We start from the raw sequence: 21,407 nt of genomic DNA on the forward strand, positions 1-21,407 counted from the left end.
GACCTGGCCGCCGCCCTTGTCGACGGCCGGCTGGACCGGTACGTGGCCCAGCTGGCCCGGCCCGACGTGCCCGCGCCGCCGCCGCACCGGGAGCGGTCGCCGGTGCCCGCGCCACGTGCGGGACACTTGGACACTGTGTCCGTACCTGACTCGCCGGCGACCGGCGTCCCCAGCGCACCGAGCGACCCGATGGCACCCGGGTCGGCCCGCCCGTCCCGACTCGACGCGGCCATCGCGGCCCGGCTGCGCCGCACCGCCGACGGTCTGGTCGCCGCGGTGGTCCGCGCGCACGACACCGGCGAGGTGCTGATGGTCGCGTGGATGGACGACGAGGCGCTGCACCGCACCCTCACCACCGGCCGGGCCACCTACTGGTCGCGCAGCCGCCGCGAATACTGGGTCAAGGGAGCCACCTCCGGGCACCACCAGTACGTCCGCTCGGTCGCGCTGGACTGCGACGGAGACGCGCTGCTGGTCAGCGTGGACCAGGTCGGGGCGGCCTGCCACACCGGACACCGGACCTGCTTCTTCACCGAGTTGCCCGTCACCGCCCCGGAGGCCCGGTGAGCGCGCCCAGCGCGGCCCGGCGCAGCCTCGCAGCCGCGAACGAAAGGCAGACCCAGCCATGACCGACGGCACCGTCAGCCCCGACCTGGGCACCTTCACCGAGCTGGCCGCCGACTGGCGGGTGGTGCCGGTGACCCGGCGGCTCCTGGCCGACGCGGAGACGCCGGTCGGGGTCTACCGGAAGCTGGCCGGTGGGCCCGGCACGTTCCTGCTGGAATCGGCCGAGCAGGGGGTCGGCTCGGCCGGCCTGGCCTGGTCGCGATACTCGTTCATCGGCGTCCGCAGCAGCGCCACGCTCGTCGAGCGGGACGGCGTGGCGACCTGGCTCGGCCAGCCGCCGGCGGGGTTGCCCACCGAGGGCGACCCGGTGCGGGTGCTGCGGGAGACGGTGGCGGCGCTCGCCGGCCCGGTCGGCGACCCGTCCGACGATCTGCCGCCGCTGACCGGGGGCATGGTCGGTTACCTCGGCTACGACCTGGTGCGCCGCTTCGAGCGGCTGCCCGAGCTGACCGAGGACGACCTGGGCGTGCCCGAGTTGGGCATGATGCTCGCCACCGACCTGGTGGTGCTCGACCACTACGACGGCTCGGCGATCCTGGTCGCCAACGCGGTGCTGCCGCCGTTGGACGCCCCGGACCGCGCCCCGCAGGTCGCCGCCGCGTACCACCACGCGGTGGGCCGGCTGGACGCGATGACCACGGCGCTGTCCCGGCCCATCCCACCGATGATCTCCACGGTCGAGCGTCCGCCGGCCGGGGAGGTGCTCTGCCGTACGCCCGACGGCGGCTACCCGAAGGCGGTGGAGGCCGCCAAGGAGGCGATCCGGGCCGGTGAGTGCTTCCAGATCGTGCTGTCCCAGCGCTTCGAGCGGTCGACGCACGCCGACCCGCTGGACGTCTACCGGGTGCTGCGCACCAGCAACCCCAGCCCGTACATGTACCTGCTGCGCTTCGACGGGTTCGACATCGTCGGCTCGTCCCCGGAGGCGCACCTGAAGGTCACCGGCGGCGCGAGCGGGCGGCGTCGCGCGTTGCTGCACCCGATCGCCGGCACCCGGCCGCGTGGCGACACCCCCGCCGCCGACGCCGTGCTCGCCGCGGAGCTGCTCGCCGACCCCAAGGAGCGGGCCGAGCACGTGATGCTCGTCGACCTCGGCCGCAACGACCTGGGCCGGGTGTGTCAGCCCGGCAGCGTGGAGGTGCCCGAGTTCGCCACCATCGAGCGGTACAGCCACGTCATGCACATCGTCTCCACCGTCACCGGCACGTTGCGTGACGACCAGAGCGCGTTCGACGCGCTCGCCGCGACCTTTCCGGCCGGGACCCTCTCCGGCGCGCCGAAGGTCCGGGCCATGGAGATCATCGAGGAGTTGGAGCCGGTCCGCCGCGGCCTCTACGGCGGCACGGTGGGTTACTTCGGCTTCGGCGGCGACCTGGACATGGCGATCGCCATCCGGACCGCGCTGATCCGCGACGGCCGCGCCTACGTGCAGGCCGGCGCCGGGGTGGTGGCCGACTCGGACCCGGCCGCCGAGGACCAGGAGACGCGGAACAAGGCCGCCGCCGTGCTGGCGGCGATCGCCGCCGCCGAGACGTTGCGGCCGGCCCGATGAGCGCGAGGAGTGCAGCGCAGCGGAGCCCCGCAGTGGCGAACGAAAGGCCGGCACCGGTGAGCGCGAGGAGTGCAGCGCAGCGGAGCCCCGCAGTCGCGAACGAAAGGCCGGCCCGATGAGGGGTGGCGAGCGGTCCGCCGTGGGCCGGCGTGAGTTGGCGTACGCCGTACTCCTCTGCCTGGTTGGCGCGGCCCTGGCGCTGTGGGCGGCGACGCGGACCTGGTCGGTCGAGCTGACCGTGCGCCCGGCGCCGCTGCCGCCGGTACGCGACACCCGCAGCGGGGCCGGGCTGCTGCCCTGGCTGCCGGCGTTGGCCCTGGTGACGTTGGCCGGTGGTGGCGCGGTGCTGGCCACCCGGGGCCGGCTGCGGCAGGTGCTCGGCGCGCTGCTCGGTGTGCTCGCGCTGGCCGTGGCTGCCGGCGGTGGGTACGGGCTGGGTGTCGACGTCGACGGCTCGGTGAACCGGCAGTGGCCGGTGCTCTGCCTGCTCGGCGGCCTGCTGGCCGCCGCGGGCGGTTTCTGGACGGCGGCGCGCGGTGGCGGCTGGCCGGCGATGGGCGCCCGGTACGAGCGGCCGGCCCGCACCGCGCCGCGGGCCGCGCCGGCGTCGACCGGTACGCCGGAGTCGCCCGCGCCGATGGCCGGGCGGCGGACCACCGAGGCGTGGGACGCGTTGGATCGGGGTGAGGACCCGACGGCCGACTGACGGCGGCGGCCCGTTGCGGCCGGTGGGTGTCAGCCGACGGACTGACGGTCCCGCCGCGGTCGTGACGTGGCGGCGCGGGCGGCGGTCAGTTCGGCCACCAGGCGGTTCAGTTCGGCGCGTTGGTCGGCGCGGGCCCGGTCGGCGCAGACCGCCTCCCAGGCGTTGCCCCGCGCCGTACGCATCCGACCCTCGCCCACCACGGCGCGTTCCACGCTGTGCACCACCCCGACGGCGAGCGACGCCACCGTCCGCGAGATGGTCGTCAGGCCGATGGTCGCTTGCGGCTCGGACATGCTCATGGTCACCTCGCACGAGGAGTGGCGATGGTCGGGGCAGGCGCGTCATCGAGTCTGCCTGAGGACGATGCTGGCCGGCTGACGTTTCGCCGTCGTGACCGCCCGGTCAACTGTCTCGCCCCGGCCGTGACCAGGGGCCGTCCGTTCGGCCTTGAGCTTGCTCACAACATCGACCGACGCCGTTGTCGTCGGGCGCCGGTCCGGAACTGGTGGCATGATCGATGCGACGGCACGGTCGGACCACGGCCGCCAAGGCTCCATACCGCGTGACGATTGTCGATACGGGAGGTGGCGCTGCGTGACATACCGTTCACGGCAAGTCGGCCATTATGCCGGAGCCCTTTTCGTGAGCAGCGCCATACCCCCGGCATTCGGTGTCGGTCGGCTGCCCCTAGCATCGGCCCATGACGCCCGGAGAGGGGAGTCCGTTGGTGACTGCTGAGCATGCGCACGCGGAGGGGGACGAGGCCGGTCAGGCAGCGTCCGTAAGCGTGCTCGATGAGATTCTGGCCGGCGTGCGTGAGGACGTCGCCCGACGCCAGGAGCAGGTTCCGCTGGAGCGGATCCGTGAACTGGCAGCGGCCGCGCCGCCGCCGCTGGACGCTTACGCGGCGCTGCGTAAGCCCGGCGTGGCAGTGATCGCCGAGGTGAAGCGCTCGTCGCCGTCCAAGGGGCGGCTGGCCGAGATCGCCGATCCGGCCGACCTGGCGGTCGACTACGCGGCAGGTGGGGCGCGCGCGATAAGTGTGCTGACCGAGGGGCGCTGGTTCGGCGGTTCGCTCGACGACCTGGCGGCCGTCCGTGCCGCGGTCACCGTGCCGGTGCTGCGCAAGGACTTCGTGGTCTCCAGCTACCAGATCCACGAGGCGCGCGCACACGGTGCCGACCTGGTGCTGCTGATCGTCGCCGCGCTCGAGCAGAACGTGCTGATGGGTCTGCTGGAGCGGATCGAGTCGTTGGGCATGACCGCGCTTGTCGAGGTGCACGACGAGGAAGAGGCCGACCGCGCGCTGGAGGCGGGCGCTCAGGTGATCGGGGTCAACGCCCGTGACCTGCGTACCCTGGAGGTCGACAGGTCGGTGTTCGAGCGGATCGCGCCGGGCCTGCCCAGCAGCGTCGTCAAGATCGCCGAATCCGGCGTTCGTGGTCCGCACGACCTGATCCGGTACGCCTCCGCGGGTGCTGACGCGGTCCTCGTGGGCGAGGGCCTGGTCACCCAGAAGAGCCCTCGCGAAGCGGTCGCCGAGCTGGTCAACGCGGGCAACCACCCGGCAACGCCACGGCCGGTGCGCTGACCTCGCACCGGACGCCCCGATCGAGAGGATTTCCGATGAGCGCCGACGCGCTGGCCCCGGTGGCCGGCCCGCAGCCCGACTCCGCCGGCCACTTCGGCCGCTTCGGCGGTCGGTTCGTTCCCGAGGCCCTGGTGGCCGCGCTCGACGAGCTCGACGGGGCGTGGCGCACGGCGATGGCGGACGAGTCCTTCCAGGCGGAGTTCGGCGCGCTGCTGCGGGACTACGCGGGCACGCCGTCGCTGCTCTACGAGGCCCGGCGATTCTCCGCGAAGCTCGGCGCGCGGGTGTTGCTCAAGCGCGAGGACCTCAACCACACCGGCGCGCACAAGGTGCGCAACGTGCTCGGCCAGGCGTTGCTCACCAAGCGGATGGGCAAGACCCGGGTGATCGCCGAGACCGGTGCCGGCCAGCACGGCGTGGCCACCGCGACCGCCGCCGCCCTGTTCGACCTGGAGTGCGTGGTCTACATGGGCCAGGTCGACACCGAACGGCAGGCGCTCAACGTGGCCCGGATGCGGATGCTCGGCGCCACTGTCGTTCCGGTCACCAACGGCTCGCGCACCCTCAAGGACGCGATGAACGAGGCGATGCGCGACTGGGTGGCGAACGTCGACGAGACGCACTACCTGATCGGCACCGCAGCGGGTCCGCACCCGTTCCCGGCGATGGTCCGCGACTTCGTCCGGGGCATCGGTGACGAGGCACGTCAGCAGTGCCTCGACCTGACCGGCGCACTGCCGGACGCGGTCACCGCCTGCGTCGGCGGCGGCTCCAACGCCCTGGGCATCTTCCACGCGTTCGTCGGTGACGAGGACGTGCGGCTGTACGGCTTCGAAGCCGGCGGCGACGGGGTGGCCACCGGCCGGCACGCGGCGAGCATCACCGGCGGGTCGGCCGGTGTCCTGCACGGCACACGCACCTACGTGTTGCAGGACGCCGACGGGCAGACGCTGGAGTCGCACTCGATCTCCGCCGGCCTGGACTACCCGGGCGTCGGGCCCGAGCACGCCTGGCTGCACGACACCGGCCGGGCGCGTTACCTCCCGGTCACCGACACCGAGGCGATGGCCGCGTTCGAGTTGCTCTGCCGCACCGAGGGGATCATCCCGGCGATCGAGAGCGCCCACGCGCTCGCCGGCACCGTCGCGCTGGCCCCGAAGCTCGCCGCCGAGCTGGGTCGGGAGCCCACCATCGTGGTCAACCTCTCCGGTCGGGGTGACAAGGACGTGCACACCGCCGGCGACTACTTCGGCATCCTCGACAAGGAGCGGTGAGATGAGCCGGATCGGGGTGGCCTTCGACAAGGCCCGCGCCGACGGACGGGCCCTGCTGGTCGGCTGCATGCCGGCCGGTTTCCCGACCGTCGACGGCAGCATCGCGGCGATGACCGCCATGGTCGAGGCCGGTGTGGACGTCATCGAGGTGGAGATCCCCTACTCCGACCCGGTGATGGACGGGCCGGTGATCCAGAAGGCCAGCGACATCGCGCTGGCCGGCGGCGTCCGCACCAGGGACACCCTGCGCATCATCGAGGCGGTGGCGGCCACCGGCGCTCCGGTGGTCACCATGACCTACTGGAACCCGGTCGAGCGGTACGGCGTGGACGTGTTCGCCCGTGACCTCGCCGCCGCCGGTGGCACCGGTCTGATCACCCCCGACCTCATTCCCGACGAGGCGGCCGAGTGGCTGGCCGCCTCGGACGCGCACGGCCTGGACCGCACGTTCCTGGTCTCCCCGTCGTCCACCGACGCGCGGCTGGCGATGACCGTGCGGCACTGCCGCGGTTTCGTCTACGCGACAGCGGTCATGGGTGTCACCGGAGCCCGGACGGGCACCTCGGACGCGGCACCGACGCTTGTCTCCCGGGTCCGCGAGGTCACCGACCTGCCGGTGGGTGTCGGTCTCGGCGTGGGCACCGGCGCGCAGGCCGGCACCGTCGCCGGCTACGCCGACGGGGTGATCGTCGGCAGCGCGCTGATCAGGTGTCTGCTCGACGCCCCCACCGAGGCGGAGGGGCTGGCTGCCCTGCGCGCCCTCAGCGCCGAACTCGCCGAGGGCGTCCGCAACCCCACCCGCTGACGCCGTCCGCCGATCCGTCGCTGACGGAGGTGCGGTCGTTGCCGGATGTGTCAGTGGCGCCGGGAGGGGTCCGCGGCCTCGCCGCGTTGCTCAGGTGGCTGCCCCACGCCCCACCGCACGTCCTGCCCCGCTCCCGGCTGGCCGTCCTGGTTTGTCGCCGGCCGGCTCTCCGGGCCAGTCGCCGTTGCTCCCTCCTCGGGTGGGCGAGCCGCTGGCGGGGCGGCCTCGACGACGCCGGGCACCCGGAGGACGTCGCGGAGCACGCCGGAGCGGCCGGCGGTCGCGTCGGCGACGGCGGCACGGGTGAGCGGGGTGACCGTCTCGGGCAGCGCGTCGGGGGAGTGCCAGGACAACCGACAACCCGGCGGTGGGTCGGCCGGCGGGCGGCCGTCGGTGGCGCGGGCCCGAAAAACGTGCACGAGTACGTCCGGCGACGGCCCGACCCGTCCGGCCGGCGTTTCCCCCGAGGGGTCGGCCAGGTGGTAGACGCCGATCAGGTCGATCAGCTCGATGGCGCGGCCGGTCTCCGCGCGGATGTCCCGTAGGGCCGCCCGCACCGGGCTCTCGGCCGGACGCAGTCGTCCGCCGGGCAACGCGTAGCGGCGCGTGCCCCGGCCCTGCTGGCAGAGCAGCACCCGGCCGACGTCGTCGGTGACGACCGCGGCGACCGCCCAGGTGAGCGCGCTCATGGACAAAGAGCGTACGGCGGCGCAAACCAGAAGTCACCGAGATGCGGGCTCCCCGTGCCCGGGGTGCCGCTAAGGGGGTGTGCAGCGGTAGCGTGTGCACCCGTGACCCTCGCCTCGCTGTCCCCCCAGGCGGCCCTGCCCAGTCCCAGCACCGCGGTCTGGCAACTCGGGCCGGTGCCGATCCGGGCGTACGCGCTCTGCATCATCGCCGGCATCGTGCTGGCCTGCTGGGTGACGGAGCGTCGGCTTCGGCAGCGCGGCGTCGCGCCCGGCGCGGTGCTCGACATCGCCGTCTGGGCGGTGCCGGCCGGCATCATCGGTGCCCGGATCTACCACGTCGTCACCTCACCGGAGAAATACTTCGGCGCCGGCGGTGAGCCGATGAAGGCGTTCGCCATCTGGGAGGGCGGCCTCGGCATCTGGGGCGCCGTCGCCGGTGGCGCGGTCGGTGTCTACATCGCCGCCCGGCAGCTCGGCATCCCGTTCGGCGTGGTGGCCGACGCGGTGGCGCCCGGGCTGGCGCTGGCCCAGGCGGTCGGCCGGATCGGCAACTGGTTCAACAACGAGCTGTTCGGCGGCCGGACCACACTGCCGTGGGGCCTGCAGATCCACCGGATGGACCCGGACAATCCGGGGCACGCGCTGCGTGACGACGCCGGGCAGCCGATCCTCGAACCGGGCCTCTACCAGCCGACCTTCCTCTACGAGGCGCTGTGGAACCTCGGCGTCGTCGCCCTGGTCCTCCTCCTGGACCGCAGGCTCAAGCTGGGCCGCGGCCGGGCGTTCGCGCTCTACGTGATGGGCTACACCGTCGGCCGGTTCTGGATCGAACTGATGCGCACCGACGAGGCCAACCACATTCTGGGCGTCCGGCTCAACGTCTGGACCGCCGGCCTGGTCTTCCTCGGCGCGTTGATCTACTTCGTCCGGGTGCGCGGCCCGCAGGACTACCTGATCCCGCTCGGCGCGGCGGGGACGCCGACCCCGTCCCCCACGTCCGACCTGTCCCAGGTCGACCTCTCGGAGCGGGAGACCCCCGCGCGGGCCGCCGCCCCGGAGGGATATCGGGTGGTCAGCGAGGAGCAGTACGCCGCCTGGCAGGACACCGGCGTCATCCCGCCGGAGCGGGCCGCCAACCCGGGCGACGAGCCACTCGGTGACGCGGCATCCGTCGACGGCCCGTCGACCGACGACGAGTCGGTGGACGACCTGTCGGCTCCGCGTGCCGACCGGGCCGACGCCGCGGGCGTACGGCCCGCCGACCGGGACAGCTGAGCGGAGGCGGCACCGATGCGAAGCGCGGTGGTGGTCGGCGCAGGGGTCGGTGGCCTCGCCGTGGCCGGTGCGCTGGCCCGCTCCGGCTGGCAGGTCACCGTGCTGGAACGCGCCGAGCGGGTTCGCCCCGAGCCGACCGCGGTGGTGCTCTGGCCCAACGGCGTCCGCGCGTTGCAGGCCCTCGGCCTCGGCGCGGGCCTGGCCGCCATCGCCACCCCGCTGTCCGACGGCGGGGTCCGTCGCCCGGACGGGCACTGGCTCGTGCAGCCCCGGCCCATCCCGGCCGACCGGATGCCGGTGGTGGTGCACCGCGAGGACCTGCACGACGCGCTGATCGCGGGCCTCGGTGAGCGGGTCGAGCTGCGTACCGGCGTGACCGTGCGGCACGTCCGGGTCGAGCCGGGGGAACGGCCCGCGGTCAGCGACGGACGGCACACCATCGAGGCCGACCTGGTGGTCGCCGCCGACGGCACGGACAGCGGCATCCGCCGCCAACTCGCCCCCGAGTCCCGGGTGGTCAGCTCCGGATGCGCCGCCTGGCGGGCCGTCATCCCCTGGTACCAGGCGCCGCGGCTCCCCGACGACCAACCGCTGGCCGGTGAGATCCTCGGCGCCGGTTACCGGTTCGTGGCCGCGTCGTTGGGCGATCGTGGCTCCTCCGGTGGGTCCAGCCGGGGCGGGATCTACTGGGTGGCCACCGCCGCCGGCGCCCCTCGTCCGGAACCCCCGGAGACCCAGCTCGCCCTGCTGCGCCGCTGGTACGCGGGCTGGCCCGCCCCGATCGGCGCGCTACTCGACGCCACCGACCCGGCCGACCTGGTCCAGCAGGAGGTCCGCGAGCTACGTCCGCTGCCTCGTGCCTACGGCTTCGGAGTCGGGCCGGGCGGGGTGGTGCTGCTCGGCGACGCGGCGCACGCCATGCCGCCGCACCTCGGGCAGGGCGCCTGCCTCGCGTTCGAGGACGCGGCCACGCTCGCCTCACTGCTGCGCGAGGCGCGACTGCCCGACGCGGTGCAGGCGTACGACCGGATTCGTCGCCCCCGGGCCACGACCGTGGTCCGGCAGACCCGGCGCATGTCGGCGGTGCTCCAGGCCCGGGGCCGGTTGGCGTTGCGCGCCCGGGACGCCGCACTCGGCACGATCAACTCCCGGCTGCTCTCCAACGCCGCCGCCTCCGCCGCCCAGTGGCGGCCCCCAGCCTGACCCGGGCGGCGGGAGCGGTCAGGCGATGAGGGCCGCGGGTTCGGCGATGCAGGCGGTGCCGATGCGGCGGAAGCCGACCCGCAGGTAGACCCGGGCGATGTCGTCGCTGCCCGCGGAGAGGAAGATCAGGTCGGTGCCGGCCGCGTGCAACTCCCGGGCGAGGGTGGCGGTGAGCGCGGCGCCCAGCCCGCGTCGCCGGGCGGCGGGCAGCGTGGCCACGCCGGCGATCTCCGCGACGTCGCCCACGCGCATGGCCATGCCGCTGGCCAGCGCGCCGTCGGTCGACGTGCCGGCGAGCGCGGAGATCCGTCGGCCGTCGGCGATCCGGGTCCGCTCCTCGTCGAGCGCGGCCACCTCCAACTCGGTGACGGCGGCGTCCCGTTCGGCCGGGCCGGCCGCACCGGGCGCGGTGCCGGCGGCGGCGAACGCCACCGCTGCCACCGCCCGCCGGGCCGCGACGTCGGCGGCGAGGCCGGGGGAGTCCGCGGCCAGCACCCGCACCGCCACGTCGGACAGGGTCGCCGGGTCGGGCAGCGCGGCCGGGTCGAGCACCATCAGCGGCGCCTCCAGCACCTGCAGCCCCGCCGAGCGGGCCACCGCCAGCAGCTCGGGATTCGTCTCGTGCACCCACTCGAAGGCTTCCGGCAGACCCAGCTTGCGCTGCCGCTCGCGTACCGAGGTCACGTCGGCGAGGGACGGCGGCTCGGTGGCGCCGATGCGGGGGCGGGCGTAGAACGGCCAGCCGGCACCCTCGCGGACGAACAGCACCAGAGCGCCATGCTCCTCCGCGGCGGCGACGTCGCGGGGCACCGCATCGTAGAAGCGTTCCAACCGGTCGAAGATGTCCTTGTGTGACGGATCCACCGCGCGAGACTACACGTCCCAACCCTTGGACGGTGTGATCAATCTCGGGTGGCAGTACGCGCCTGGCCCTAACGTAGACTCAATAGACCCACGGGCCGACGTCGTCCCCATCATGTGATCAACCTGAGTGACGACAGGAGGCCCGGTGGCTCAGCCGTACGCGGAAATGACACAGCCGCACCCGCACAGCCCGCAGGCGTCCCCGATGCCCGGCGCCCGCCCGTCCGCCCAGGGCCTCTACGACCCCAGGCAGGAGCACGACGCCTGCGGGGTGGCCTTCGTGGCAGACCTGCACGGCCGCCGTTCACACGCGGTCGTCGCCAACGGGCTCGGCGCGCTCTGCCGCCTGGACCATCGCGGCGCCCGGGGCGCGGAGCCCAACACCGGCGACGGCGCGGGCATCATGATCCAGGTCCCGGACGCGTTCCTGCGCGCGGCGGCCGGCGTCGCGCTGCCCCCGGCGGGCGAATACGCCACCGGGCTGGTCTTCCTGCCCGACGACGACGCCGGCGAGGCGCGCGCCCGGCAGGTGGTCGAGAAGTACGCGCTTGTCGAGGGTGCCGAGGTGCTCGGCTGGCGGGACGTGCCGATCGCCCCGGAGGGGCTCGGCGAGACCGCCCTGGCGGCGATGCCCCGGGTCCGGCAGGTCTTCGTGGCCGCGCGCCGGCTCACCGACTCACCCGCCGGCCCGGCCGGCTCCGCGCTGAGCGGCATCGAGCTGGACCGGGTGGCGTTCTGCCTGCGCAAGCAGGCCGAACGGGAGACCGCCGAGCGGGGCGTGCCGGCATACTTCCCGTCGCTGTCCAGCCGGACGATCGTCTACAAGGGAATGCTCACCCCCGACCAGTTGCCGGCGTTCTACCCGGACCTGCGCGACGAGCGGGTGGACAGCGCGATCGCGCTCGTGCACTCCCGCTTCTCCACGAACACGTTCCCGTCCTGGCCGCTGGCGCACCCGTACCGGTTCATCGCCCACAACGGTGAGATCAACACGATCCGGGGCAACCGCAACTGGATGCAGGCCCGCGAGGCGCTCCTGCGCTCGCCGAACGTGCCGGGCAACATCCGGCGGGTCTTCCCGGTCTGCACCCCCGCCGCGTCCGACTCGGCGAACTTCGACGAGGTCCTGGAGCTGCTGCACCTGGCCGGGCGGAGCCTGCCGCACGCGGTGCTCATGATGATCCCCGAGGCCTGGGAGAACGACCCGGGGATGGAGCCGGCGAAGCGTGCCTTCTACCGCTTCCACGCCAGCCTCATGGAGCCGTGGGACGGTCCGGCGTCGGTGGCCTTCACCGACGGCGAGATCGTCGGCGCGGTGCTGGACCGCAACGGGTTGCGCCCGGGGCGCTGGTGGCAGACCGACGACGGGCTCGTGGTGCTCGGCTCCGAGGCCGGCGTGCTCGACCTCGACCCGGCGCACGTGGTCGCGAAGGGGCGGCTCCAGCCGGGCAAGATGTTCCTGGTCGACACCGTGGCGGGCCGGATCGTGCACGACGAGGAGATCAAGTCCGAGTTGGCCGCCGCCCAGCCGTACGCCGAGTGGCTGCACGCCGGGCTTATCGAGCTGGGTGACCTGCCGGCCCGCGAGCACACCGTCTACACGCACGACTCGGTGCGCCGCCGGCAGCAGACCTTCGGCTACACCGAGGAGGAGCTGAAGATCCTGCTCGCGCCGATGGCCCGCACCGGCGCCGAGCCGCTCGGCTCGATGGGCACGGACACCCCGATCTCGCCGTTGTCGACCCGGCCGCGGCTGCTCTACGACTACTTCCATCAGCTCTTCGCCCAGGTCACCAACCCGCCACTGGACGCCATCCGCGAGGAGTTGGTGACCAGCCTGGCGTCGACGATCGGGCCGGAGGGCAACCTGCTCGACCCGGGCGCGGCGAGCTGCCGGCAGATCGTGCTGCCGCACCCGGTGATCGACAACGACGAGCTGGCCAAGATCCTCTCCATCGACGAGGACGGCGACCTGCCCGGCTTCAAGGCGGTCCGGGTGTCCGGCCTGTACCGCATCCGGGAGGGCGCCGCCGGGATCAAGGCGCGGCTGACCGAGATCTGCCGGCACGTCTCCGAGGCGATCGAGGACGGCGTCCGCATCCTGGTGCTCTCCGACCGGGACTCCAACGCCGACCTGGCGCCGATCCCGTCGTTGCTGCTCACCGCCGCCGTGCACCAGCACCTGGTGCGGGAGCAGACCCGCACCCAGGCGGCGCTGATCGTGGAGTCCGGCGACTGCCGGGAGGTGCACCACGCCGCGGTCCTGATCGGCTACGGCGCGGCGGCGGTCAACCCGTACCTGGCGTTCGAGTCGGTCGAGGACATGATCCACACTGGCGCGCTGGCCGGCGTGGAGCCCGCCGCGGCGGTACGCAACTACGCCAAGGCGCTCGGCAAGGGCGTCCTGAAGATCATGTCGAAGATGGGCATCTCGACTGTCTCGTCGTACTGCGGTGCGCAGGTCTTCGAGGCCGTCGGCCTGGACACCCGGCTGGTCGAACGCTATTTCCGGGGCACGCCCAGCCGGATCGGCGGGGTCGGCCTGGCCGGCGTGCACACCGAGGTGGCCGCCCGGCACGCGCTGGCCTGGCCCCCGGCCGGCACCGCGGCCTCCGCCCGACTGGAGGTCGGCGGCGAGTACCAGTGGCGCCGCGAGGGTGAGCTGCACCTGTTCAACCCGGAGACGGTCTTCCTGTTGCAGCACGCCACCCGCAGCCGGCAGTACGACGTCTTCCGGCAGTACACCGCGAAGGTCGACGCGCTCGCCGCGCAGGCCGGCTCGCTGCGGGGGTTGTTCACCCTGCGCACCGGGCTGCGCCCGGCGGTGCCGATCGAGGAGGTCGAGCCGGCCACCGAGATCGTCAAGCGCTTCGCCACCGGCGCCATGTCGTACGGGTCGATCTCCGCGGAGGCGCACGAGACGCTCGCCATCGCGATGAACCGTCTCGGCGGCAAGTCCAACACCGGTGAGGGCGGCGAGGACGTCGACCGGCTGCACGACCCGCGGCGCCGCTCGGCGGTCAAGCAGATCGCCAGCGGTCGGTTCGGTGTGACGAGCGAATACCTGGTCAACGCGGACGACCTGCAGATCAAGATGGCCCAGGGCGCCAAGCCCGGCGAGGGCGGACAGCTGCCCGGCAACAAGGTCTGGCCGTGGATCGCCCGTACCCGGCACGCGACCCCCGGTGTCGGTCTGATCTCCCCGCCGCCGCACCACGACATCTACTCCATCGAGGACCTCGCCCAACTCGTGCACGACCTGAAGTGCGTCAACCCGGCGGCCCGGGTGCACGTCAAGCTGGTCAGCGAGGTCGGCGTCGGCACGGTCGCCGCCGGGGTGGCGAAGCTCAAGGCGGACGTCATCCTGATCTCCGGCCACGACGGCGGCACGGGCGCGTCGCCGATGAACTCGCTCAAGCACGCCGGCACCCCGTGGGAGCTGGGGCTGGCCGAGGCACAGCAGACGCTGCTGCTCAACAAGCTGCGCGACCGGGTCACGGTGCAGGTCGACGGCCAGCTCAAGACCGGCCGGGACGTGCTGGTCGCGGCGCTGCTCGGCGCGGAGGAGTTCGGCTTCGCGACCGCGCCGCTGATCGTCGAGGGCTGCGTGATGATGCGGGTCTGCCACCTGGACACCTGCCCGGTGGGCATCGCCACCCAGAATCCGGTGCTGCGGGAGCGTTTCACCGGCAAGCCGGAGTTCGTGGAGAACTTCTTCCTGTTCCTCGCCGAGGAGGTCCGGGGCTACCTGGCCGAGCTGGGTTTCCGGTCCATCGAGGAGGCGATCGGGCAGTCCGAGCTGCTCGACGTGGCCCCGGCGCTGACGCACTGGAAGGCGCACGGGTTGGACCTGACGCCGGTCCTGCACCTGCCGGAGCTGCCCGCCGGCGCGTCCCGACGCGGGATCCGCGCCCAGGACCACGGCCTGGACCAGGCGTTGGACAACGAGCTGATCGCGCTGGCCCGTCCGGCGCTGTCGGAGGGCGCGCCGGTGCGGGTCGAGGTGGCGGTGCGCAACGAGCACCGCAGCGTCGGCGCGATGCTCGGCGGCGAGGTGACCCGTCGCTTCGGCGGTGCTGGCCTTCCCGAGGACACCATCGAGTTCGTGCTGCACGGCACGGCCGGGCAGTCGTTCGGCGCGTTCCTGCCGCGCGGGGTGACCCTGCGCCTGCACGGCGACGCCAACGACTACGTGGGCAAGGGCCTCTCCGGGGGCCGGCTCATCGTCCGTCCGGACGCCGCCGCGCCGTTCCTCGACCCGGACGCCGCGCCGGGGCAGCGGGCCGAGGACCAGATCATCGCCGGCAACACCATCCTGTACGGAGCCACGGCGGGTGAGGTCTTCCTGCGCGGTCGGGTGGGGGAGCGGTTCGCGGTCCGCAACTCCGGCGCGGTCGCCGTGGTCGAGGGCGTCGGTGACCACGGCTGCGAGTACATGACCGGTGGCACGGTCGTGGTGCTCGGCGCGACCGGCCGCAACTTCGCGGCCGGCATGTCCGGCGGCACGGCGTACGTGCACCACCTGGATCGTTCGCGGGTCAACGGGGAGCTTGTCGACCTGGCGCCGCTGGGCGAGCAGGAGCAGTCGCTCCTGCACGAGTTGGTGCAGCGGCACGTGGCCGAGACCGGGTCGGCGGTCGCCGAGGAGCTGCTCAAGCGTTGGCCGGAGGCGGTGGCCGAGTTCACCGCCGTGGTGCCCCGCGACTACCGCCGGGTGCTGGAGATCATGAAGGCCGCCGAAGCCGCCGGCCGCGACGTCGATGACGCGGTGATGAGCGCGCTCAGCGTGCCGTCCGCCGCGCCGGTGCCGCCCGCCCCGCGGGTGGCGGCCCAGGAGGTGGCACGTGCCTGACCCGAACGGTTTCCTGCGCTACGACAGGCGTCTGCCGGCCCGCCGCCCGGTGTCGGTGCGGATCAGCGACTGGCGCGAGGTGTACCCGCCGGCCGGCGAGGACCTGGTCCGTGAGCAGGCCACCCGCTGCATGGACTGCGGCATCCCGTTCTGCCACGACGGCTGCCCGCTGGGCAACCGCATCCCGGACTGGAACGACCTGGTCCGCACCGGCAACTGGGACGCCGCGGTGGAGTCACTGCACGCCACCAACAACTTCCCGGAGTTCACCGGTCGGCTCTGCCCGGCGCCATGCGAGGCGGCGTGCGTGCTCGGCATCTCCGGCGGCCAGCCGGTGACCATCAAGCAGGTCGAGGTGGAGATCGCCGACGCCGCCGCGGCGCGCGGGTTCACCCCTCGCCCGGTGCCGGCGCCGTCCGGTCGGTCGGTCGCCGTCGTCGGCTCCGGGCCCGCCGGCCTGGCCGCCGCCCAGCAACTGGCCCGCGCGGGTCACGCGGTGACGGTGTACGAACGCGACGACGCGATCGGCGGCCTGCTCCGGTACGGCATCCCCGACTTCAAGTTGGAGAAGCGGCACATCGACGCCCGGCTGGCGCAGCTCGCCGCCGAGGGGGTGCGCTTCCGCACCGGGGTGAACGTCGGGGTGGACGTCACCGCCGAGCAGTTGCGCGCTGAGCATGACGCGGTGCTGTTGGCCTGCGGCGCGTTGCAGGGCCGGGACACCCCGGAGACCCCGGGGCGGGTGCTGCGGGGCGTACACCAGGCCATGGCGCACCTGGTCGCGGCGAATCGCGCGGTCGCCACCGGGGCCGGCGGCGAGCCGGGCGTCCCGGCCACCGGCGAGGGCCGGCCGGCGCGTGCGCTGCTGCCGGACGGCACCCCGATCGACGCGGCCGGCAAGCACGTGGTGATCATCGGTGGCGGTGACACCGCGGCCGACTGTCTCGGTGTGGCGCACCGGCAGGGGGCCGCTGGCGTGCACCAGCTCGACCTGTACCCGCAGCCGCCGCAGGGGCGTGACGAGGCACGGGATCCGTGGCCGACCTGGCCGTGGGTCCTGCGCAGCTACCCGGCGCACGAGGAGGGTGGCGAGCGGGTGTTCGCCGTCGCGGTGCAGGAGTTCGTGGACGACGGCACCGGCCAGGTGCGGGCGGTGCGGATCGCCGAGGTGACCGTGGAGAAGCGCGACGGTCGGCGGGTCGTCACCGTGGTGCCGGGCTCCGAGCGGGAGCTGCCGGCCGATCTGGTGCTGCTGGCGATCGGTTTCGAGGGCACCGAGCAGCAGCCGTTGCTGGCCCAGTTCGGCGTGACCCGCAATCCCCGGGGCGCCGTCGACGCCCGCGACGACTGGCAGACCGACGCCGACGGGGTGTTCGTGGCCGGTGACATGCACCGGGGCGCGTCGCTGATCGTGTGGGCCATCGCCGAGGGGCGGGCGGCGGCCGCCGCCATCCACGGCTACCTGGGCGGTGTCGGTGCGCTGCCGGCCCCGGTGGGTCCGGCCGCGCAGGCTCTCGCCGTTCGCTGAGGTGCGGGCGTCCGGTCGGTGGGGCGGTTCCGCCGCCGCACCGACCGGACATTCCCGCTGGTGAAGCCACTCACAAAGGTGGGCAAAGAGGTTTAGGCCGGCAAGACTTGCCGGCTGCCGAACCGCACTGCGATCGGCATGAATGATCATGCTGCCGATCGCTGGAGGTTCGTCGTGGCCAGAGGTGCCACCTTCGCCGCGCTGCGCCACCGCAACTACCGGATCTGGGCGCTCGCCGGATTCGTCTCGGTCATCGGCACCTGGATGCAGGTCCTCGGGGTCAACTGGTACGTCCTGAAGGAAACCGGCTCCGCGACGTCCATGGGCTTCGCCGTGCTGCTCCAGGCGGCGCCCACGCTGCTGCTCAGCGTCTGGGGCGGCGTGTTGGCCGACCGCCTGCCGGCCCGCCCGCTGCTGATCGCCGCCCAGGTCGCCCACGCGGCGCTCGCCGCCGGACTGGCGGCGGTCGCCCTGACCGGGGTCGGCGGCCTGCCGCTGATCTTCGCGATCTCGCTGGGCACCGGTGCCGTCTCGGCGATCGAGGGCCCGGTGATGGGCCGCTGGGCCGCCACCCTCGTCGACCGGGAGACACTCGGCAACGCCCTGGCGCTCGGGTCGCTCACCAACTCCGCCGGGCGCATCCTCGGTATGAGCCTCGGTGCCGTGGTGGTGGCCGCCGTCGGGCCAGCCCTGCTGTTCGGCATCAACGCGGCGAGCTTCGCCGCCGTGGTGGTGGCGCTGTTCGCGGTACGTCCGGGCACCCCGCCGATGGTCACGGCGCCGAGCGGCGGCCGGGCCCACGACGGCGTCCGCGCCGGTTTCGCGTACCTGCGTGGGCAGCCGGTGCTGCTGCTCGCGCTCGCCCTGTCGTTCGTGCTGGGCAGCCTGGGCCGCAACTACCAGGTGACGATGGCCGCGATGAGCGACGGGCCACTGCACGCCGGCGCGTCCGGCTACGGCGTCCTGTCGACAGTGTTCGCGGTCGGAACCGTGGTGGGCGCGCTCGTCGCGGCCCGCCGACGGTCCCTGGACTACCGGACCCTGGTCGCCGCGGGTCTGTTCGCCAGCGGACTGCAGATCGTCGCCGGCCTGGCGCCGGGAACCTGGAGCTTCGCCGCGATGATCCTGCCGATCGCCGCCGCCGCGGTGGTCATCGACACCACCGTCGGCACCCGCGCCCAACTCGACACCGACGGCGCGATGCGGGGCCGGGTGCTCGCCGCGCTGGCGGTCACCGGCTCGGTCTCGGCCGCGGTCGGCGCTCCGCTGCTCGGCTGGCTCGCCGAACACGCCGGGCCGCGCCAGACGCTCGTGCTCGCCGGATCCGCCGCCGCGATCGCGACGGTGGCGGCGGCCGTCGCCCTGGACCGCCAGCACGCCCGCGCGGCCCTCGCGCTTGTCGCGCCACGCCCCCGTCATCCGGTACGGCGAGTGGCGTTCCGGGCCGCCCGCCTCGTCCGACCCGCCGGGGCGGTCTGTGTCATCGCGCCCGCCGGGGTGGGGGTGGGCGCGCCCCGACTCGGGGTGTTGGCCACCGCCGGACCGGCGGCGCGTCGCTGAGACGGCTGTCACCCCGGGAGGCCGGCTCGCGGGACCTGACGGCACGAAGATCGTCGTTACGCTGCGATCATGGACATCGAGGAGCGCCTACGGTGGACCCGTCGGTGGTTGTGGATCGTGCTGATCGGGCTTTTCCTGAGCGGTGCCACCGCTTTTCCGCTGGAGATCGAGGTGCGCTGGCTCCTGCGCGTACTGGACCCGCTGGCCGGCCAACTGCCCGCCCTGGTCGACTGGATCGAGCGGGTGCACACCGGGCTGGTGACGGCCGGCGAGGACTACCCGTTCCTGCTCTACGGCACCGACTGGTTGGCCTTCGCCCACCTGGTGCTGGCGGTGGCGTTCTGGGGGCCGCTGCGTGACCCGGTGCGCAACGTCTGGGTCGTGCAGGTCGGCATGATCGCCTGCGCGGGCATCGTCCCACTGGCGTTGATCTGCGGCCCGATCCGGGACATTCCCTGGTTCTGGACGCTCATCGACCTGTCCTTCGCAGTCGGGGCGTTCCCGCCGCTCTGGTTCGCCTACCGCCACATCCGCGCCATCGAGGCGAGCACGGCGGATGCGCCAACTGCCCCCGCCGTTCCCCGAACGGGCGTCGTCAGCTAACTGGTCGGGCGGGGTGAGCAATACCCCTGCGGCACCTGTAGAGCTGCCCCAGATATGGGGCAGCGACGTTCGGGCCCAGCCCGGTTTGCCCGTTGTCCTGGCTCTGGCTGCTTGGTCGCTTGGTCGCTTGGTCGCCCGGTCGCCCGGTCGCCCGGTTGGCCGGTGGCCCGGTGGGCTGGTGGGCCGGTTGGCCGGTTGGCCGGTTGGGCGGTTGGCTGGTTGCCCCATTGCTGGGGCAGCTCTACAGGCAAGCACCAGAGTGGTCGGGCCTGCCGGGTTGCGGGGGCAGCGCTTCGGCAGGGCGGACAAACGCCGGAGCGGTGGGACACCGCGAGCGCGCGCCAGGGGAGGCAGGGCGTCGGGGCAGGTCGTCGGGCGGCCGGAAGCGCGGCGGGGGCAGGCCGTCGGTCGGCCGGAAGCGCCCTCCGGCGGGGCGGCGGGCGCTTCCGGTCGGCACCGACTCCCAAGGCCTGTTTCATCAGAACTGGCCGGCCTGCGGCGGGCCCGGACGACGACCGGCGGCGTTGCGGTTTCGTTCGGATACCGGTGTTGTATCCGGACGAAACCGCGCCTTGCCGGATCGCCGCCCGGACTCCGCCTCGGCTCGACCGCCCCTATGAAACGGGCCCTAGTTAGTGGGGCAGCAGGTCGTGGGACTCGCGGATCTTGTCCCAGGACTTCGGTTCGGTCGGCGCGGCCGTGGCCTTGCGGGCGGCGGTGGCCACGTCGGGTCGGCCGGCGGTGAACAGCCAGGTGGTGAACAGGTCGTCCAGGTCCAGCCCGGAGATCTGCTCGGCGAGCGCCTGGAACTGCTCGATGGTGCCGTTGCCGTACCGGTGCTCGGCGGTCCACGCCGGCAGGATCTCGAAGAACGCGTCATCGCCGACGGCCAGCCGTAGCTGGTGCAGGGTCATCGCGCCCCGGTCGTAGACGGCGTCGTCGAAGATCCGGTCCGCGCCCGGGTCACCGGGCAGCACCTGCCAGAACTCGTCGTCGGCCGGGTAGCTGGCGTAGGCGAAGTCGAACACCTCCTGAGCGGTGCCCTCGCCCTGCTCCTCGGACCAGAGCCACTCGGCGTACGAGGCGAAGCCCTCGTTGAGCCAGATGTTGCGCCACTCGGCCACCGAGACCGAGTCACCGAACCACTGGTGGGCGTTCTCGTGCGTCACCACGTAGGTGTTGGCGCCGCGCCGCCAGAAGCCGGGCCCGTACACCGGTCGGGTCTGCGTCTCGAGCGCGAAGCCGATGCCGTCGACCGGGCCGGCCACGCCGCCCTGCGCCTCGAACGGGTACGGGCCGAAGATCCCGCTCTCCCAGTCGACGATCTCGGCGGTCCGCTCGATGCTGGCCCGTGCGGCCGGCCCGAGCGCACCCAGCGAGGTGCTGTACGCGTTGACCACCGGCTGGCCGCCGGGGGTGGTGTCGGTGACGATGTCGTACTGCCCGATGGCCATGAAGGCCAGGTAGGGGGCGGTGGGGGAGGTGGTGCGCCAGATCCACCTGGTGCGGTTGCCGGCCTCGGCCGCCGGCGGCCTCGGCTGCACGCCGTTGCTGATCACCTCGACGCCGGTGGGCACCGACACGGAGATGTCGAAGGTGGCCTTGTCCAGTGGGTGGTCGTTGCTCGGGAACCACCACCACGCCGACTCGGGCTCGTTGACGGCGAGGGCCCCGTCGTCGGTACGGGTCCAGCCGGTGTAGCCGCCGACCAGGGTCTCCGACGGGATGCCGGAGTAGCGCACCACGATGGTGAGCTGCTGGCCCCGGGTCACCGTGCGGGCCGGGGTGACCACCAGTTCGTGTGCGCCCGCGGTGCTGGTGGTCGCCGCCCACCCGTTGACCCGCACCGACTCGACGTCGAGCAGGAAGTCCAGGTTGAACGCCGAGAGGTCCTGCGTGGCGGTGGCGAGGATCGTGGTGGTGCCGCTGAGCTGGTCGGACGCCGGGTCGTACCGCAGTCGGACGTCGTAGTGCTCGACGTCGTAGCCGCCGTTGCCGTAGTCGGGGAAGTAGGTGTCTCCCAGGCCGGGTGCGCCGGGTTGCGGCGCGGCGGTGACGACGGGTCGCCCCCAGCCGGTCGGGGCGGCCTGGCCGGGCGTGCCGGCGAGCATTGTGCCGGCGGTGGTGAGGGTCAGGGCGGCGGTGGCCGCCGTGAACATTCGTCGCACGGGGTGGACTCCCTCCATCGGGTGTTCGCCACGCAAACCTAATCGACAACGGTGGACGTCGCGGCCCGTCGCGCCCGGCCTGTCGTCGGCGTCCCCGGTGGACGGTCGGC

The 21,407-nt window shown here is 73.3% G+C and carries 16 protein-coding genes; 12 read left to right on the forward strand and 4 right to left on the reverse strand.

The window, feature by feature from the left end:
- Positions 1 to 135 precede the first annotated feature (135 nt).
- The 3 genes from hisI (at position 136) to ACPXBU_RS24745 (ending at position 2,885) form a co-directional block, all read left to right on the forward strand.
- Positions 136 to 567 carry a phosphoribosyl-AMP cyclohydrolase gene (gene hisI, locus ACPXBU_RS24735; protein ID WP_425759866.1) on the forward strand — a complete coding sequence of 144 codons (432 nt, stop codon included), beginning with the start codon at positions 136 to 138 and terminating at the stop codon, positions 565 to 567.
- 58 nt (positions 568 to 625) lie between these two features.
- Positions 626 to 2,179 carry an anthranilate synthase component I gene (locus tag ACPXBU_RS24740; RefSeq protein WP_425759843.1) on the forward strand — a complete coding sequence of 518 codons (1,554 nt, stop codon included), beginning with the start codon at positions 626 to 628 and terminating at the stop codon, positions 2,177 to 2,179.
- Between the two features lie 115 nt (positions 2,180 to 2,294).
- Entirely contained in the window at positions 2,295 to 2,885 is a 591-nt protein-coding gene (locus tag ACPXBU_RS24745) for a Trp biosynthesis-associated membrane protein (RefSeq protein ID WP_425759844.1), read from the forward strand.
- 29 nt (positions 2,886 to 2,914) lie between these two features.
- Here the strand turns inward: ACPXBU_RS24745 and ACPXBU_RS24750 are convergent, their stop codons facing one another.
- Positions 2,915 to 3,178, reverse strand: coding sequence for a hypothetical protein (locus ACPXBU_RS24750; protein ID WP_425759845.1), 264 nt, complete (start codon positions 3,176 to 3,178; stop codon positions 2,915 to 2,917).
- Positions 3,179 to 3,672: 494 nt separating this feature from the next.
- Between ACPXBU_RS24750 and trpC the strand changes: the two genes are divergently transcribed.
- The 3 genes from trpC to trpA are packed head-to-tail and all read left to right on the forward strand — an operon-like array spanning position 3,673 to position 6,555.
- Entirely contained in the window at positions 3,673 to 4,476 is an 804-nt protein-coding gene (gene trpC / locus ACPXBU_RS24755) for an indole-3-glycerol phosphate synthase TrpC (RefSeq protein WP_334631255.1), read from the forward strand.
- Positions 4,477 to 4,511: 35 nt separating this feature from the next.
- Positions 4,512 to 5,750, forward strand: coding sequence for a tryptophan synthase subunit beta (gene trpB / locus ACPXBU_RS24760; protein WP_393363264.1), 1,239 nt, complete (start codon positions 4,512 to 4,514; stop codon positions 5,748 to 5,750).
- A 1-nt stretch (position 5,751) separates the two neighbouring features.
- Positions 5,752 to 6,555, forward strand: a complete 804-nt coding sequence (gene trpA / locus ACPXBU_RS24765) for a tryptophan synthase subunit alpha (RefSeq protein WP_393363261.1) — start codon at positions 5,752 to 5,754, stop codon at positions 6,553 to 6,555.
- A 50-nt stretch (positions 6,556 to 6,605) separates the two neighbouring features.
- Here the strand turns inward: trpA and ACPXBU_RS24770 are convergent, their stop codons facing one another.
- On the reverse strand, positions 6,606 to 7,244 hold the full coding sequence (locus ACPXBU_RS24770; protein WP_425759846.1) for an NUDIX hydrolase: 639 nt from the start codon (positions 7,242 to 7,244) through the stop codon (positions 6,606 to 6,608).
- 102 nt (positions 7,245 to 7,346) lie between these two features.
- Here ACPXBU_RS24770 and lgt point away from each other — a divergent pair, with 102 nt between their 5' ends.
- Both lgt and ACPXBU_RS24780 read left to right on the forward strand, forming a co-directional pair.
- Positions 7,347 to 8,519, forward strand: a complete 1,173-nt coding sequence (gene lgt / locus ACPXBU_RS24775; protein WP_425759847.1) for a prolipoprotein diacylglyceryl transferase — start codon at positions 7,347 to 7,349, stop codon at positions 8,517 to 8,519.
- 15 nt (positions 8,520 to 8,534) lie between these two features.
- Positions 8,535 to 9,722 (forward strand): FAD-dependent oxidoreductase, encoded by a 1,188-nt coding sequence (locus ACPXBU_RS24780; RefSeq protein ID WP_425759849.1) that lies wholly within the window; start codon positions 8,535 to 8,537, stop codon positions 9,720 to 9,722.
- 18 nt (positions 9,723 to 9,740) lie between these two features.
- On the opposite strand, the gene ACPXBU_RS24785 is transcribed toward ACPXBU_RS24780, so the two are convergent.
- On the reverse strand, positions 9,741 to 10,586 hold the full coding sequence (locus ACPXBU_RS24785; protein WP_425759850.1) for a GNAT family N-acetyltransferase: 846 nt from the start codon (positions 10,584 to 10,586) through the stop codon (positions 9,741 to 9,743).
- 166 nt (positions 10,587 to 10,752) lie between these two features.
- Between ACPXBU_RS24785 and gltB the strand changes: the two genes are divergently transcribed.
- The 4 genes from gltB (at position 10,753) to ACPXBU_RS24805 (ending at position 19,129) form a co-directional block, all read left to right on the forward strand.
- Positions 10,753 to 15,438 (forward strand): glutamate synthase large subunit, encoded by a 4,686-nt coding sequence (gene gltB / locus ACPXBU_RS24790; protein ID WP_425759867.1) that lies wholly within the window; start codon positions 10,753 to 10,755, stop codon positions 15,436 to 15,438.
- Positions 15,431 to 16,966 carry a glutamate synthase subunit beta gene (locus ACPXBU_RS24795; protein WP_425759851.1) on the forward strand — a complete coding sequence of 512 codons (1,536 nt, stop codon included), beginning with the start codon at positions 15,431 to 15,433 and terminating at the stop codon, positions 16,964 to 16,966. The genes gltB and ACPXBU_RS24795 overlap by 8 nt, the downstream gene beginning before the upstream one ends.
- A 174-nt stretch (positions 16,967 to 17,140) precedes the next feature.
- A complete protein-coding gene (locus tag ACPXBU_RS24800; protein WP_425759852.1) occupies positions 17,141 to 18,526 on the forward strand; it encodes an MFS transporter in 1,386 nt (461 codons plus the stop codon).
- Between the two features lie 69 nt (positions 18,527 to 18,595).
- Positions 18,596 to 19,129, forward strand: coding sequence for a hypothetical protein (locus ACPXBU_RS24805; protein WP_425759853.1), 534 nt, complete (start codon positions 18,596 to 18,598; stop codon positions 19,127 to 19,129).
- 632 nt (positions 19,130 to 19,761) lie between these two features.
- Here ACPXBU_RS24805 and ACPXBU_RS24810 read toward each other — a convergent pair.
- Positions 19,762 to 21,297 carry a M1 family metallopeptidase gene (locus tag ACPXBU_RS24810; RefSeq protein ID WP_393363239.1) on the reverse strand — a complete coding sequence of 512 codons (1,536 nt, stop codon included), beginning with the start codon at positions 21,295 to 21,297 and terminating at the stop codon, positions 19,762 to 19,764.
- Between the last annotated feature and the right edge of the window lie 110 nt (positions 21,298 to 21,407).

This window comes from Micromonospora sp. DT231 (assembly GCF_049847025.1).
In the GTDB taxonomy this organism is placed as follows: Bacteria; Actinomycetota; Actinomycetes; order Mycobacteriales; family Micromonosporaceae; genus Micromonospora.